15 protein-coding genes are annotated in these 15,025 nt (G+C 68.5%); 6 read left to right on the forward strand and 9 right to left on the reverse strand.

Annotated elements, in window-relative coordinates:
• Nucleotides 1-20 precede the first annotated feature (20 nt).
• Nucleotides 21-2,081, reverse strand: coding sequence for a ComEC/Rec2 family competence protein (locus BLQ14_RS08075; RefSeq protein WP_342670232.1), 2,061 nt, complete (start codon nucleotides 2,079-2,081; stop codon nucleotides 21-23).
• 75 nt (nucleotides 2,082-2,156) lie between these two features.
• Between BLQ14_RS08075 and gltX the strand changes: the two genes are divergently transcribed.
• Both gltX and gltA read left to right on the forward strand, forming a co-directional pair.
• Nucleotides 2,157-3,596 (forward strand): glutamate--tRNA ligase, encoded by a 1,440-nt coding sequence (gltX, locus tag BLQ14_RS08080; RefSeq protein ID WP_092499975.1) that lies wholly within the window; start codon nucleotides 2,157-2,159, stop codon nucleotides 3,594-3,596.
• A 45-nt stretch (nucleotides 3,597-3,641) separates the two neighbouring features.
• On the forward strand, nucleotides 3,642-4,949 hold the full coding sequence (gltA, locus tag BLQ14_RS08085; RefSeq protein WP_092499977.1) for a citrate synthase: 1,308 nt from the start codon (nucleotides 3,642-3,644) through the stop codon (nucleotides 4,947-4,949).
• Between the two features lie 98 nt (nucleotides 4,950-5,047).
• On the opposite strand, the gene BLQ14_RS08090 is transcribed toward gltA, so the two are convergent.
• The 8 genes from BLQ14_RS08090 to argC form a co-directional block, all read right to left on the reverse strand.
• Nucleotides 5,048-5,824: an enoyl-CoA hydratase-related protein gene (locus tag BLQ14_RS08090; RefSeq protein ID WP_092499979.1), complete on the reverse strand. Its 777-nt coding sequence runs from the start codon at nucleotides 5,822-5,824 to the stop codon at nucleotides 5,048-5,050.
• A gap of 73 nt (nucleotides 5,825-5,897) precedes the next feature.
• Nucleotides 5,898-6,362 carry a cytochrome c-type biogenesis protein gene (locus BLQ14_RS08095; RefSeq protein WP_092499981.1) on the reverse strand — a complete coding sequence of 155 codons (465 nt, stop codon included), beginning with the start codon at nucleotides 6,360-6,362 and terminating at the stop codon, nucleotides 5,898-5,900.
• Entirely contained in the window at nucleotides 6,359-8,335 is a 1,977-nt protein-coding gene (locus BLQ14_RS08100; protein ID WP_092499983.1) for a heme lyase CcmF/NrfE family subunit, read from the reverse strand. The genes BLQ14_RS08095 and BLQ14_RS08100 overlap by 4 nt, the downstream gene beginning before the upstream one ends.
• A gap of 128 nt (nucleotides 8,336-8,463) precedes the next feature.
• Nucleotides 8,464-8,670, reverse strand: a complete 207-nt coding sequence (locus tag BLQ14_RS08105) for a hemolysin XhlA family protein (RefSeq protein WP_092499984.1) — start codon at nucleotides 8,668-8,670, stop codon at nucleotides 8,464-8,466.
• Nucleotides 8,667-9,230 (reverse strand): holin family protein, encoded by a 564-nt coding sequence (locus BLQ14_RS08110; RefSeq protein WP_092499986.1) that lies wholly within the window; start codon nucleotides 9,228-9,230, stop codon nucleotides 8,667-8,669. Before BLQ14_RS08110 ends, BLQ14_RS08105 begins: the two co-directional genes overlap by 4 nt.
• Complete coding sequence (locus tag BLQ14_RS08115) at nucleotides 9,221-9,832, reverse strand: holin-associated N-acetylmuramidase (RefSeq protein ID WP_092499988.1); 612 nt, start codon at nucleotides 9,830-9,832, stop codon at nucleotides 9,221-9,223. Before BLQ14_RS08115 ends, BLQ14_RS08110 begins: the two co-directional genes overlap by 10 nt.
• A gap of 187 nt (nucleotides 9,833-10,019) precedes the next feature.
• The gene (ccmE, locus tag BLQ14_RS08120; RefSeq protein ID WP_092500224.1) at nucleotides 10,020-10,475 is read right to left on the reverse strand and encodes a cytochrome c maturation protein CcmE; all 456 of its coding nucleotides are present in this window, start codon (nucleotides 10,473-10,475) and stop codon (nucleotides 10,020-10,022) included.
• A 22-nt stretch (nucleotides 10,476-10,497) separates the two neighbouring features.
• The gene (gene argC, locus BLQ14_RS08125; protein ID WP_092499990.1) at nucleotides 10,498-11,526 is read right to left on the reverse strand and encodes an N-acetyl-gamma-glutamyl-phosphate reductase; all 1,029 of its coding nucleotides are present in this window, start codon (nucleotides 11,524-11,526) and stop codon (nucleotides 10,498-10,500) included.
• Nucleotides 11,527-11,696: 170 nt separating this feature from the next.
• Here argC and BLQ14_RS08130 point away from each other — a divergent pair, with 170 nt between their 5' ends.
• Genes BLQ14_RS08130 through BLQ14_RS08145 form a run of 4 tightly spaced genes read left to right on the forward strand, consistent with a single transcriptional unit; the run spans nucleotide 11,697 to nucleotide 14,968 of the window.
• The gene (locus tag BLQ14_RS08130) at nucleotides 11,697-12,623 is read left to right on the forward strand and encodes a branched-chain amino acid ABC transporter permease (protein ID WP_092499992.1); all 927 of its coding nucleotides are present in this window, start codon (nucleotides 11,697-11,699) and stop codon (nucleotides 12,621-12,623) included.
• Nucleotides 12,620-13,567, forward strand: a complete 948-nt coding sequence (locus tag BLQ14_RS08135; RefSeq protein ID WP_092499994.1) for a branched-chain amino acid ABC transporter permease — start codon at nucleotides 12,620-12,622, stop codon at nucleotides 13,565-13,567. The genes BLQ14_RS08130 and BLQ14_RS08135 overlap by 4 nt, the downstream gene beginning before the upstream one ends.
• Complete coding sequence (locus BLQ14_RS08140) at nucleotides 13,564-14,271, forward strand: ABC transporter ATP-binding protein (protein ID WP_092500225.1); 708 nt, start codon at nucleotides 13,564-13,566, stop codon at nucleotides 14,269-14,271. The genes BLQ14_RS08135 and BLQ14_RS08140 overlap by 4 nt, the downstream gene beginning before the upstream one ends.
• A 1-nt stretch (nucleotide 14,272) precedes the next feature.
• A complete protein-coding gene (locus BLQ14_RS08145) occupies nucleotides 14,273-14,968 on the forward strand; it encodes an ABC transporter ATP-binding protein (protein ID WP_092499996.1) in 696 nt (231 codons plus the stop codon).
• Nucleotides 14,969-15,025: the final 57 nt, after the last annotated feature.

Raw genomic sequence — 15,025 nt, forward strand, 5'->3', positions numbered from 1 at the left:
ATGCTCCCGCGCGCAGCCCCTCAGGGCGCGCCATGCCAGAGCCTGCGGCCGGCCCGTTCGGCGGCGGTGACGATCTCGAGGCTGCCGCGGCGCGGCATGATGGCCAGCGCGCCGCTCCGCGCAAGGGAGGCCCGGTCGATCACGGTGCAGCCTTCGGGCAGCGTCTCGGCCACGGCGGCGAGGATCACCAGATCGGCCCCGGCGCAGGCCTCGGAGAGCCGCTCGCGCGCTCCGCGCCCGCTCAGCTGCGCGAGCCGCCGCCCCCCGAGCGTGAAGCGCAGGATATTTCCCTCGCGCGTGAAGGCGGGGCGCAGCGCCGCTTCGGCTTGCGAGGCGCCGTCTCCGTCGTTCTCGAGCCAGATCGTGGCGACAAATCCCTGCCCGCGCGGCTTTGACAGCGCGCGGCCATGCTCGGTCATCAGGCCGAGGAGCGCGCCGTCGGCACTGACGAGAAGCGCCGGCCGCTCGGCAAGCGCCCACCCGGCAACGGCCGCGGCGGCGAGCGGCAGCCCCGCCCATCGGCCCCGCCCGCGCCAGATGAGCGCGACAAGCCCGCCCGCGGCCATCACCGGCAACACCCAGGCGGGCGGGGCTGGAACCGGCGTGACCGCCCCCGGCAGCGCCGCGACGCGCTCGGCGACGGCGAGGATCCAGACGATCGCCGGGCGCATCAGCTCAAGCCCGAGCCAGCCAAGCCCGAGGGGGGCGAGAAGGGCTGCGAGCACCGCGCCGGGTATCACCACGAGCCCCATCAGCGGCACGCTGAGAAGATTGGCCACGAGACCGTAGTCGGAAATCCGGTTGAAATGCGCCGCCGCCACCGGCGCGGTCGCAAGCCCCGCAACGGCCGAAGAGATCACCACCGCCAGCACGCCCCGCGCCCAGCGCCGGGGCGCCCAGCGCTCCCAGTCGCGCAGCGCGGCAAAGACGCCGACGAGCGCCGCCGTGGCGGCGAAGGACATCTGAAAACCTGGCGAGGTCAGGGTCTCGGGTCTCACGGCCAGCACGATCAGCGCAGCCACCGCCACCGCGCGGAGCGTGAGCGCGCGCCGGTCAAGCAGCACCGCGCCAAGCGCGACCGCCACCATCACGAAGGCGCGCTCGGTCGCCACGTTGCCGCCCGAAAGCGCGTAATAGACGGACGCGGCAACAAGCGCCCCGCCAGCGGCAATCTTCTTGATCGGCCAGTTGAGGGCGAGCCACGGCACCGCGGCCATCGCAAGCCGCAGCGCGGCGAAGACGAAACCCGACAGAAGCCCCATGTGCAGCCCGGAGATGGCCAACAGATGCGCCAGGTTCGAGTCGCGCAGCGCCTCGAGCGTTTGCTGCCTGATGCCCGAGCGATCCCCGGTCATGATGGCGGCGGCAAAGGCGCCGGGCTCGCCGGGCAGCACCGCTCGCACCGCGTCGCCGAGGCGGAAGCGCAGCCGCGCGAGCCACAGCGCGCCGCCGGCCTGCGGCGCGGCAGGCTCGACCAGCAACAGCGGGTTGCGCGTGTAGCCAACCGCCCCGATCCGCTGAAACCAGGCGTGGCGGCGGAAATCGAAGCCTCCCGGCTCCACCGCCCCGCCGGGCGCGGCGAGATGGCCGGTGGTCATCACCCGCGCCCCCGGCGCGGGCAGCTGCGGCACCAGCCCGTGCAGCGAGATTCGCACCCGCGCCGGCACCTTCCCGATCGGCACGTCACCGAGCCAGACCTCGTCGAGGGTCAGGCGCGGCCGGTCGGACCGGGAACGGTCGATGCCCACGACCCGCCCTTCAATGGGGCCGTAATAGCGCCCCTCGAGCACCGGGGTCGCCACGTGCCGGGCCCGCAGGCCCGCATCGGCGAGGCCGAGGGCGAAGAGGGCGAGGCCCAGCGCCGGGGCCAGCGCCCGCGGCGCGCGCCACCACAGCCAGCCGCACAAGATGAGCGCCGAGACCGCGAAAGCCCCGAGACGCCACAGCGGCGGCTCCGTGCCAAGCGCGAAGTAGCAGGCGATCCCGGCGCCGAAGGCAACCGGCGCCCAGGGCATCAGGGCGCCGCGCTGGCGGTCCACCGCGCCGAGCAGGAAGCCGACGATCGCGGCGATGGGCGCCACCCTTGTCACCCCGCAGGCGATTGACTAGACCGCCCCGGATCCTCTGCCTGCAAGGTTTAGAGAAGGTTAAAAGCCATGTCCGCCGCTCCCCACTCCCCGGTCGTCACCCGTTTCGCACCCTCGCCCACGGGCTATCTGCACATCGGCGGCGCCCGCACGGCGCTGTTCAACTGGCTCTACGCGCGCGGGCGCCGCGGCCGCTTCCTGCTGCGCATCGAGGACACCGACCGCGCCCGTTCCACGCCCGAGGCGACACAGGCGATCTTCGACGGCCTCACCTGGCTCGGCCTCGACTGGGACGGCGAGGCGATCAGCCAGTTCGCCCGCGCCGAGCGTCACCGCGAGGTCGCCGAGGAGCTTCTTGCCCGTGGCGCGGCCTACAAGTGCTTTGCCACGCCCGAGGAGATCGCCGCCTTCCGCGAGGCTGCGCGTGCCGAGGGGCGTTCCACGCTCTTCCGCTCGCCCTGGCGCGACGCCGACCCTTCGAGCCACCCCGATGCGCCCTATGCGGTGCGGCTCAAGGCCCCGCGCGAGGGCGAGACGGTGGTCGAGGACCGCGTTCAGGGCACCGTGCGCTTCGCCAATGCCGAGCTCGACGACATGATCCTGTTACGCTCCGATGGCACACCCACCTACATGCTGGCGGTGGTGGTGGATGACCACGACATGGGCGTGACGCATGTGATCCGCGGTGACGACCACCTCAACAACGCCGCGCGTCAGACGCTGATCTATCAGGCGATGGGATGGGAGGTGCCCGTCTGGGCGCATATCCCGCTGATTCACGGCCCCGACGGCAAGAAGCTTTCCAAGCGCCACGGGGCGCTCGGGGTGGAGGAATACCGCGCCATGGGCTACCCGGCGCGGGCCATGCGCAACTATCTCGCGCGGCTCGGATGGAGCCACGGCGACGACGAGTTCTTCACCGATGAGCAGGCGCTCGCGTGGTTCGACCTCGACGGCATCGGCCGCTCGCCGGCGCGCTTCGACTTCAAGAAGCTCACGCATCTGTCGGGGCTGCATATCGCGGCCACGCCTGATGACGTCCTCCTCGCCGAGCTCGAGGACTGGATGGCCTTCACCGGCCGCCCGCCGCTCACCGCGCGCCAGCGCGAGGGACTTGCGCGCGCGATGTACTGCGTGAAGCCGCGCGCCAAGACTTATCCCGACCTCCTCGACGCCGGTCATTTCGTGCTGACCGAGCGTCCCGTTGTTCCCGATGAGGCCGCGGCGAAGGCGCTGGACTCTGTATCCCGTGGTATACTGAAACAATTGACGCCGCAGCTGCGAAATGCTAGCTGGGAGCGCGAAACGCTGGAGGCGATCGTGGCCGAGACAGCCGCGTCGCTGGGCACCAAGCTTGGCAAGATCGCCGCGCCCTTGCGAGCGGCTCTCGCCGGCCGGACGGCGACCCCCAGCGTGTTTGACATGATGCTCGTCCTCGGCCGTGAGGAGACCATCGCCCGGCTTGAAGACGCCGTGGCACGCCACGGGCGGGAGAGCGAGCAGAGCTGAATGACCCGCCCGCGTTTGCGGGGAGGGCCCACACAGGAGGAATGCATGGCCGACACCGCTGGTGCAACGGGCAAGACCGCGACCCTCAGTTTCGAGGACAAGACGCTCGAGCTGCCGATCCTCACGCCCACGCTTGGCCCCGAGGCCATCGACGTGCGCAAGCTCTATGCCCAGGGCCACGTCTTCACCTACGACCCCGGCTTCACCTCCACCGCCTCCTGCCAGTCGACGATCACCTATATCGACGGCGACGAGGGCGTTCTGCTGCACCGCGGCTATCCCATTGAGCAGCTTGCCGAGAAGTCGCACTACCTGGAGGTGTGCTACCTTCTCCTTTATGGTGACCTGCCCACCGCCGAGCAGCTCGAGGATTTCGAGAACCGTGTCACCAAGCACACGATGCTGCATGAACAGATGCAGTATTTCTATCGCGGCTTCCGGCGCGACTCGCATCCCATGGCGATCATGGTGGGCGTCGTCGGGGCGATGTCGGCCTTCTACCATGACAGCCTCGACATCAACGACCCCTGGCACCGCGAGGTGGCCTCGATCCGCATGATCGCGAAGATGCCCACCATCGCCGCCTGGGCGTACAAATACTCGATCGGCCAGCCGTTCATCTATCCGCGCAACGACCTCGACTACGCCTCGAACTTCCTGCACATGTGCTTTGCGGTGCCGGCCGAGGAATACGTCGTCAATCCGATCCTCGCCCGCGCGATGGATCGCATCTTCACCCTCCATGCCGACCACGAGCAGAACGCCTCCACCTCCACGGTGCGGCTCGCCTCCTCCTCGGGCGCCAACCCCTTCGCCTGCATTGCCGCCGGCATCGCCTGCCTGTGGGGGCCGGCCCATGGCGGCGCCAACCAGGCCTGCCTCGAGATGCTGCGCGAGATCGGCACGCCCGACCGCATCCCCGAGTACATCGAGCGGGCCAAGGACAAGAACGACCCCTTCCGCCTGATGGGCTTCGGCCACCGCGTCTACAAGAACTACGACCCGCGGGCGAAGGTGATGAAGCAGTCGGCCGACGAGGTGCTGGAGCTTCTGGGCATCGAGAACAACCCCACGCTGCAGGTCGCCAAGGAGCTCGAGCGCATCGCGCTGCAGGACGACTACTTCCAGGAAAAGAAGCTCTTTCCCAACGTCGATTTCTACTCGGGCATCATCCTCGACGCGATGGGCTTCCCCACCTCGATGTTCACCCCGATCTTCGCGGTCGCCCGCACCGTGGGCTGGATCTCGCAGTGGAAGGAGCAGCTCTCCGACCCCGAGCACAAGATCGGCCGGCCGCGCCAGCTCTACATGGGCCACCCGCGCCGCGACTACGTCGACATCGAGAACCGCTGAAACAGAAGAGGGGCGCCGAGATTTTCCGGGCGCCCCTCAGCCCCATCACCCTGGGCCAAATACCCTTGCCGAAGGCACGCCGCGCCAGCGGCGTTCCCTCACCTGCCCTCGTAGATGGGCGGGCGCTTTTCCAGGAATGCCATCACGCCTTCGCGGAAGTCCCGCGTGCGCCCGCATTCGCCCTGCAGGTGCGCCTCGAGCTCGAGCTGGGCATCAAGATCGTTGGACCAGCTCTCGCGCAGCGCCCGCTTGATGCGCCGATAGGCCTCGGTGGGGCCATTCGCGAGCTTCGCCGCCCGGGCATGCCAGTGTTCGGCAAAGCGATCGTCCGGGACCGCCTCCCAGATCATCCCCATCGCCGCCGCCTCCGCCGCCTTGACCGGTTCGGCAAAGAGCGCCAGCCCCATGGCGCGGGCGAAGCCCACCTGGCGGGGCAGCCAATAGGTGCCGCCGGCGTCAGGGATGAGCCCGATGCGCGCAAAGGCCTGCAGGAAAACGGCCGACTCAGCCGCGATGACCACGTCGCAGGCGAGCGCGAGATTGGCGCCCGCACCGGCGGCCGCGCCATTGACCGCGGCGATGGTCGGAATCTTGCAGTCGAAGATCGCCCGCAGCATCGGCTCGTATTCGTCGCGCAGGGTGCGTTCGAGGTCGAGATCGTCGACATTGGCGCGGTCGCCCAGATCCTGCCCCGAACAGAAGGCGCGCCCCTCGCCGGTGATGACGAGCGCCCGTGCGGCGCCTTCGGCTTCCCTTACGGCGCTCAGGATCTCGGCCCGCATCTGGCTGTTGAGCGCATTCATCACCTCGGGCCGATTGAGCGTGATGACGGCGAGATTGTCGGCGATCTTCAGCCGGATCGTGTCGTAGTCCATCGGTTTCCCTCGCTCCTTGGGGATCGCGCGGCAGCATAACCGACCGCTCGGTAAGGAAAAGGGAAACCCTGCGTCAGTCGCCCAGAATTTCCTTCAGCCGCGCCTCCTCTTCGGGCGAAAGCGGGGCGCTGGGCTCGCCCCGGGCGCGCGCGCGGCGGCGGACATAGACCGTGCCGGTCGCAAGCGCGATCACCAGAAGGGCGGGCCCCGCGAGCCAGAGCAGCATGTTGGCGCCGCTCGTCGTGGGCTTCAGCAGCACATACTCGCCGTAGCGATCGACGAGATAGGCGATCACTTCCTCGTCGCTGTCGCCCGCCTTGAGCCGCTCGCGCACGAGGATGCGCAGATCGCGCGCCAGATCGGCGTTCGACTCGTCGATCGATTCGTTGCGGCAGACAAGGCAACGCAGGTTCTTCGAGATCTCGCGGGCGCGCGCTTCGAGCGCCGGGTCATCGAGTATCTCGTCAGGCTGCACGGCCCTGCCGGGCAGCGGCGCCAGCGCGAGCACAACGGCACATGCCGCGAGCCACCGCCTCATTCGGCGGCCACGGCGCCGGCCGGCGCCGCCCTCCTTGCCCCTGCTGCGACGCGGTAGCGCCGGTCGGTCAGGCTGGCGAGCCCCCCAAGCGCCATGATGATCGCGCCGAGCCAGATCCAGTTTGCAAACGGCTTGATGTAGGTGCGCACCGTCCAGGAGCCGTCATCCTGCGCGTCGCCGATGACCACATAGACGTCGCGCAGAAGCCCGCTGTCGATCCCGGCCTCGGTGGTGGGCATGCCCGCCACCGGATAGACGCGCTTTTCCGGGTGCAGCCGGGCAACCTCGCGCCCCGCCCGGGCGACCACCATCGTTGCCATGGTGGAAAGGTAGTTCGGCCCCTGCACCTCACGCACGTCCTGAAGCGTGATGGTGTAGCCGCCCACCTCGAAGCTCTCGCCGACGCGCGCGGTGCGGATGTCCTCTACCTCCCAGGCCATCAGCCCGGCGATGCCGAAGATGGTGATGCCAAGCCCGCCATGGGCGAGCGCGCGGCCCCAGTCGGCGCGTGGCAGGCGGGCAAGCCGGCCGAGCCGCGACCGCCAGCCCTGCCGGCCGGTGCGCTGCCACAGGTCCGCCGCGGCGCCGCCCACAAGCCACACGGCAAGCACCACGCCCACCGGGCCTAGGGCTGAGCCCCCCGTCTGCAGAGCCCAAACGAGCGCGCCCGAGGCGATCGACAGCGCCAGAACGCCCCAAAGTGGCTGCATCGCGCGCGACAGCCGCGCGCGCTTCCAGGGCAGGATGGCGCCTATGGGCAAAATCGCGGCGAGGGCGACGAAGAAGGGGGTGAAGGCGGCATTGAAGAAGGGCGCGCCCACGCTCAGCTTGCGCCCGAATGCGAGCTCGGCCACGAGCGGCCAGACGGTGCCGACGAACACCACCATGGCCGAGACCGCCAAGAGGATGTTGTTGAGCACCAGCGCGCTCTCGCGGCTGACGACCGAAAAGACGCCCTTCGCCTCCATGGCGCTGGCCCGCGCGGCATAGAGCGTCAGAGCGCCGCCGACGAAGACGGCGAGGATGGCGAGTATGAACACCCCGCGTTCGGGATCATTGGCGAAGGCATGCACCGAGGTGATCACGCCCGAGCGCACAAGGAAGGTGCCAATGAGCGAAAAGCCGAAGGCGATGATGGCGAGAAGGATCGTCCAGCTCTTCAGCGCCTCGCGCTTTTCCACCACGATGGCCGAGTGCAGAAGGGCCACGGCAAAGAGCCAGGGCATGAAGGAGGCGTTCTCCACCGGATCCCAGAACCAGAAGCCGCCCCAGCCGAGTTCGTAATAGGCCCACCAGGAGCCAAGCGCGATGCCCACCGTGAGAAACATCCAGGCCGCCAGCGTCCAGGGGCGCACCCAGCGCGCCCAGGCGGCATCGACGCGGCCTTCGATGAGCGCTGCGACGGCGAAGGAGAAGGCCATCGAGAGCCCGACATAGCCGAGGTAGAGGAAGGGCGGGTGAAAGGCGAGCCCCGGATCCTGCAGAAGCGGGTTGAGATCCTCGCCATTCAGTGGCGGGCGCGCGAGGCGGATGAAGGGGTTTGAGGTGAAGAGGATGAAGGCGAGAAACGCCGCCCCTATCGTGCCCTGCACCGCCAGCACCCGCGCCCTGAGCCGCGCCGGCAGGTTGCCGCCGAACCAGGCCGCCGAGGCGCCGAAGAGGGCGAGGATCAGCACCCACAGAAGCATCGAGCCCTCGTGGTTGCCCCACACGCCGGTGACCTTGTAGAGCATCGGCTTGTCGGTGTGCGAGTTCAGCACCACAAGCCGCAGCGAGAAATCCGAGACCACGAAGGCCCAGGTCAGAACGCCGAATGAGAAGGCGATGAGCAGGAGCTGCGCGGTGGCCGCGGGCGCGGCCACATCCATCCACGGCCGCCAGCCCCTGGCGGCGCCGATCAGCGGAATGGTGGACTGCACCAGCGCGACGCCGAGTGCGAGGATGAGGGCGAAGTGACCGAGTTCCACGAGCATGGCGCAACCATAAGTGACCGAGTTCCACGAGCATGGCGCAACCATAGTGGTCGGCCCGCGCTTGTCCATCGTCCCGATGCGCTCGGCGCCGCAATGTCACATCACAGCGCCGTGAGGGATGCGTGCCCTCATCCCGTCATCAGTCCCCCGCGCATGATCCAGGCGAGGCTGCCGCCGAGAAGCGCGCCGATCATCAGCCGCACCAGCCATTTCAGCGCGTCCTCGATCGCACCCAGACGATTCTCGACATTGGTGCGGTGCACCTCCTCAACGGCGTTGCGCAGCTCAAGGCTCTGCAGCCGCTTGTCGATCTGCCGCCGCCATTCCTCGATCATCGACCGGCCCTCCAGTCCTCAAGTGCGGCGTTGGGTCCCGTGCCTGCCACCGGTTCCGCCGCTGGCGGGTTTGCAGCACGCTCCCCGGCACCGGCCTCAAGCGCCTGAAGCGCAGAGAGGTTGCGGATGACGCCGGGGGTGGCGGCGAGGGTGGCGGCGATGGAGCGCTGGAACTCCTGCCCCTTGGTTTGGGCCCGCGCGCCGAAATAGAACCCCACGATCGCACCGAGCAGCCACCACAGCGGCTCGGGCACCAGCGCGATCCCCTGCATGCGCGCGGCGAACCACACGGGATCGACCATCGCGGCGATGAAGAGCCCCAGGGTGCCGAGCGCCATCGCGGGCCGCGGGATGCGGTTGAGGGCATCCATGAAACGGTCGAAGCCGCTTCTTTGCTCGGTGCCGAATTCGCGCGCGAATTGCTCGAGTGCTGCTGCCTGCGCTGCGGCCTCGCGCTGGCCTGCGGCCTCGGCGTTCTCGCGGAAGACCTCGACGGTTTCCTTCACCACATTGCGGCCGCTTCCGAAGAGCGCGGTGAAAAGGCTCTCGATCAGTCCCATGCCGCGGTCCTCCGGCGGTGCTCCTCATCGGTGAGGTGGTAGCGGGGCGAGATGAACTCCTCGGCGCGGCGAATCCAGCCGCCCTTGCCGCCTGCGCGCGTGCGGGCGTATTTGCGGCTCGCCGGGCGACGGTCGGCGAGCGCGTAGTACCAGTTGCGCCGGGCGATGCCGTAGGCGTCGACCAGGTGATGCGGCGCGGCCGCCAGCGCCAGTTCGGCCGCGGCGATGGTCTGCGGGCCGATGATGCCGTCAACGCCGACGCGCTGGCCCATGTCATTGAGCAGGCGCTGGAGGATCTTCACCGCATTCGCCCCGGCGTTGACATACATGTCGAAAACGGGAGGCTGCAGAGGCTCCGGCAACCGGTCGATGCCGGGGTCGTGGAAGTAGCTGGCAAGCAGGATCTCGCGTGCCTCCTCCCGGCTCAGCGCGCGCACGTCGGCGACGTCCACATCGCCGTCGCCGTCGATGTCACGGCCGAGGCGCTGGAGCGTTCCGATGGTGATGCCGTGATTGGTTGCCCCACCGGGGTCGTCGGGGTCGTTCACGAAACCGCCCTCGCGGGCGAGAATCTCCTCTGCGATGCGTTCGACCGATTTCATGCCTTCGCGCCTCCCGCGGCCATTGCACATGCGCGCAAGGCTCGGCGGGGCGCGTTAAGATCGTTCAAGCCGAGCGTACGGCGGGAAAAGGGGGCGCTGCCCCCTCTGCCGCTACGCGGCATTCACCCCCGGGGTATTTTCACCCAGGATGATGGAACACTGGCGAAAGGAGGAGAGGGCGCGGTGCTCACCCGTTGGGCTCGGTGTCGGGCTCGACATAGACGCCCTGTTCCTTCAGCGCGTCCACCACCTCCTTGGGCATGTAGTTTTCGTCATGCTTGGCGAGGATCTCGGAGGCCTCGAAGACGCCGTTCACATAGCGGCCGGTGCCCACCATGCCCTGACCCTCGCCGAAGAGGTCGGGCAGCACGCCGGTGAAGGAGACGGGGATCGAGGCGCCGCCGTCGGTGACGCGGAAGGTCACCGTCTCGCCCTGGCCGCGCACGAGGCTGCCTTCCTCGACGAGGCCGCCGATGCGGAAGACTTCCGTGGGGGGCGGCGGGGCTTCGGCGACCTGGGAAGGCGAGCGGAAGAAGTTGATGCCATCACGCATTGCGTAGCCCACAAGGGCCGTCGCCCCGGCGAGCGCCACGAAGGCCACGATGATGATCTGGATTCGGCGGCGCTTCTTGAGCCCCTTCATCCCGGCCATGTCCTGCCCTCCTTCACGGGAAGACGGGAGCGAGCGTCAGCCCCGTCGTCTCCTCGATGCCCAGCATCAGGTTGGCGTTCTGCAGGGCCTGACCCGACGAACCCTTGGTGAGGTTGTCGAGAGCGGCGATCACCACCGCCCGGCCCGGCCTGCGGTCGCCCACCACGCCGATGTGGACGTAGTTAGAGCCGCGCACGTGGTGCGTCGAGGGGTGTGCGCCAAAAGGCAGCACCTTGATGAAGGGCTCGGCGGCGTAGGCCTGCGCAAGGGTGGCGTGAATCTCCTCAGCCTCGCCGCGGACATAGACGGTGGCGAGGATGCCGCGGTTGGCCGGGATGAGATGCGGGGTGAACTGCACCTCGACGGGCCGGCCGGCGATGCGCGAGAACTCCTGGTCGAACTCGCCCAGATGGCGATGGGTGCCGCCCACCGCATAGGCCTGGTAGCCCTCGGAAAGCTCGGCATGCAGCAGGTTTTCCTTCAGCGAGCGCCCGGCGCCGGAGACGCCGGCCTTGAGGTCGATGATGATCTCGTCAAGGTCGATGACACCCGCCGCGATCAGGGGGCGAAGCGCATACTGGCCGGTGGCGGCATTGCAGCCGGTGCCGGCGACAAGGCGCGCGGCGCGGATTTCCTCTCGGTAGAATTCGGTGAGCCCATAGACGGCCTCGGCCTGCAGCTCCGGTGCCTCATGGGGCTTTCCATACCATTTCTCGTAGGCCTTCGGGTCGCGCAGGCGGAAGTCGGCCGAGAGGTCGATGATCTTCAGCGCGCGCGGCAAAGCCTTGATGACGCTTTGCGAGGTCGCGTGGGGCAGGGCGCAGAATACCAGATCGATGCCGGAGAAGTCGAGCTCCTCGATGCGTTGGAGCCTCGGCAGTTCCAGGTGCCGCAGGTGCGGAAACACTTCGGCCATGCTCTGCCCGGCCTTGGCGTGCGCCGAGAGCGCGGCGATCTCGATCTCGGGATGGGTGGCGATGAGGCGCACGAGCTCCGCGCCGGTGTAGCCGCTCGCCCCCAGAATGGCGACCCTGTGGGACATGTGATGCCTCCTTCGCGCAGTCCGCGCCGGTTTATGCCGGATGCGCGCGCGGCGCAATCGGGGCTGCCCTGTGCTGCTTGCGCCCCAGATGGGTATTTCTGCCTGGGTGATGGAGAGAGGCGCGCGGGCGCTTGCCAGCGCGGCGCTTTGCGGGCAAGCCTTGGGCCGTCATGGAGTTTGGCCCTTATCTGATGCTGGCAACGCTTGAGGGCGCGGTGAGTGCGGCCGTGCTCGCACTTACTGCCGTGGGCCTCAGCCTCGTCTTCGGGGTGATGCGGGTGGTCAATGTCGCCCATGGCGAGTTCTTCATGCTTGGAGCGGTGGTGGCATGGACGGTGGCGCACTGGCTGGGAGGGCATCCGGCGCTGGGCTTTGCGCTGGCGCTTGTCGTGGCGCCGGTCGCGGTGGGGGGGCTCGCGGCGGTTGCCGACTGGCTGGTGCTGAAGCGCATCGGCTATGACCCCGAGCGCACCATCGTCGCCACCATCGGGCTTCTCTACATCATCCAGCAAGGCGCGCTCATGGGCTTCGGCCCCGAGGCGCGGCCCGTCGAGCCGCCCTTCAACACCCGCCTTGCGCTGCCCTGGATCGAGTGGGGCGAGGAGGGGCTCCGGCTTGTCTGGCCGTGGGGTCTGGCGACGACCAGCTACAAGCTTTTCGTGATCTTGGCCGCGGCGGCGGTGCTTCTGGGCGTCTGGGCGCTAATGGCGCGCTCGCGGGCGGGGCTCGTCATGCAGGCCACGCGGGAGGACAGGGAGATGGCGCTGGCCTTCGCCATTCCGGTGGGGCGGGTCTATGCCGGCGTCTTCGGCCTCGGCGCAGGGCTCGCAGCGCTTGCGGCCGTCCTGATCGTGCCCATCCAGCAGGCGCATTACCTGATGGGGGGCGATCCGCTGCTGCTCTCCTTCATCGTCGTCATCATCGGCGGTCTGGGCAGCCTGCCCGGAACCGTGCTCGCGGCGGTGCTGATCGGGCTCACCGACGGGATCGTCTCGGTGTTCTTTTCGCCGACGCTGGCCAAGATCCTTGCCACGCTTCTCGTGGCCATGGTGCTGGTGTTCCGCCCGCAGGGGCTGTTCGGGAGCACTGCGCGATGAGGGGGGGCGGCGCGCGTGCCTGGACGCTCCACCTCGCCGTGCTGGTGCTTCTCCTTGCCGTGCAGTTTGTCCTGCCAGCCTACCATCATGGCAACCTCGCGCGCATCATGGTGCTGGCGAGCTACGCCGTGGGGTACAATATCCTCTTCGGCTACACGGGGCTTCTGAGCCTCGGTCATGCGCTTTTCTTCGCTGCCGGCATGTACGGGCTGGGGCTGGCGATCAAGCTTGGCGGCTGGGCCGCGGGGCCGGCGATTGTCGCGGGGCTCGGCGCCGGTCTTCTGCTTAGCCTTGCGGTGGGCGCTCTGGCGCTGCGAACCAGTGGCGTGGCCTTCATGATCGTCACGCTGATGTTCGCGCAGGCAGGTTATCTTGCGATCCTCTATTTCGGCGCCTTCACGCGTGGCGACGAGGGCTTCGTCATTCCCCGCGAAGCGCGCATGATCATGTGGCTCGACCTTGCCGACGCGGCCACGCGCTATTTCGTGGCGCTCGCGCTCTTTGCCCTTTGCCTTCTCTTCTGCCTGTGGCTGATGCGCCAGCCGTTGGGGCGCGCGTTGATTGCCATTCGCGAGAATGAGGAACGCACCGAGATGCTGGGCTACGACACCTTCCGCCTCAAGCTCGTGGCGGTGGCAATCTCGGGCACGATGTCGGCCGCTGCCGGGGCCGCCTACGCGCTGCTCTTCGGATATGTGGGCGCGAGTTTCGCGGCCGTGCAATATTCGATCCTGCCGCTTCTGTGGGTGCTCGTGGGCGGGGCGGGGACGGTGCTGGGGCCCTTCCTCGGCACGCTCTTCATGTTCTACCTCATCGATATCGCCAGCGGGCTGACCACCGCCTACATGATGATCGCCGGTGTCGTGCTGGTGATGATCACGCTTTTTGCTCGCAGTGGGCTTCTGGGGGAGGCGAGGCGGCGCCTGTGGGGGTGGCTGCCGTGAGCCTTCTGACCACCAGCGGGCTTACCCGGCACTTCTCGGGCATCCATGCGGTGGAGGGGGTGGATTTCACCCTGGAGGCCGGGGAGATCCGCGCGCTCATCGGGTCGAACGGCGCGGGCAAGACCACGCTTGTAAGCATGATCTGCGGACGCATTCCGCCGAGCGCGGGCGAGATCCACTTCGATGGGCGCGACATCACCCGCTGGCCCGCGCACCGCCGCATCATGGCCGGCATGGCCTACACCTTTCAGATCAGCTCGATCTATGCGGGGCTGCCGGTGTTCGAGAACGTCGCGCTTGCGGCGCGTCGCAAGCGGCGGGGCCGCGCGGCGGAGGCGGCGACGCAGGAGGCGCTCATGCGCGTGGGGCTGTGGGAGCGCGCCGACCAGCCCGCGGGGGATCTGGCCTATGGTCATCAGCGGCTCCTCGAGATCGCCATGGGGCTTGCCCAGTCGCCGCGGCTTCTGATCCTCGATGAGCCGACGCAAGGCCTGAGCGAAGGCGAGATCGCCGCGTTCAAGGCGCTCATCCGCGAGCTGGCGCCGGCCACCACCATCCTGCTGATCGAGCACAACATGAGCGTGGTCATGGAGCTGGCCGAGCGGGTGACGGTGATGGACATGGGCCGCATCCTTGCCGAGGGTACGCCGGCCGAGATCCGCGCCAACCGCGCCGTGCAGGCGGCCTATCTGGGGACCGGGTGAGATGCTCAGGATCGAGGCCGTCGATGCAGGCTATGGCCGGGCCCAGGTGCTGCGGCGCTTCTCGCTTGAGGTGGCTGCGGGGGAGGTTCTGTGCCTTCTGGGCCGCAATGGGGCGGGCAAGACCACGCTCATGCGCGCGATCATGGGGCATCTGCCGCTGATGGGCGGCGCGATCAGGCTGGAGGGCGTCGAGCTCTCGGCGCTGCCGCCGCATGAGGTGCCGCGTCAGGGCGTGGGATATGTGCCGCAGGGTCGCCGGCTTTTCGGCGATCTGACCGTGGCGCAGAACCTCGCCATCGGGCTGATGGCGCGCGGGCAGGGAGAGGAGACGCGCGAATGGGTGCTTGGCCTCTTCCCCCGCTTGCGCGAGCGTCTCGGCCAGCGGGCGCGCACGCTGTCGGGGGGCGAGCAGCAGATGCTGGCCACCGCCCGGGCGCTCTGCCTCCGGCCGAGGCTTCTGCTGATGGACGAGCCCACCGAGGGCCTCCAGCCCTCGATGATCGAGGCGATCCGGCAGGTGGTGGCGCGCATGCGCGACGAGGGCGTGGGCATCCTTCTGGTCGAGCAGCGCATCGACGCGGTGCTGGCGATTGCCGACCGCGTTGCCTTCATCGAGAACGGCCGAGGCGGAGAGGTGGTGCCGGCCGAGCAGCTCAGGCGCGATCACGCGCTTGTGGAGCGCTATCTGGGTGTGTGAGCGCTGGAGCCGGAATGCGGCGCCACCACAAGCTCTTGCCTGTCATCACGGTGGGAG

It is taken from the genome of Meinhardsimonia xiamenensis, from assembly GCF_900102905.1.
GTDB classification, from domain to species: Bacteria; Pseudomonadota; Alphaproteobacteria; order Rhodobacterales; family Rhodobacteraceae; genus Meinhardsimonia; species Meinhardsimonia xiamenensis.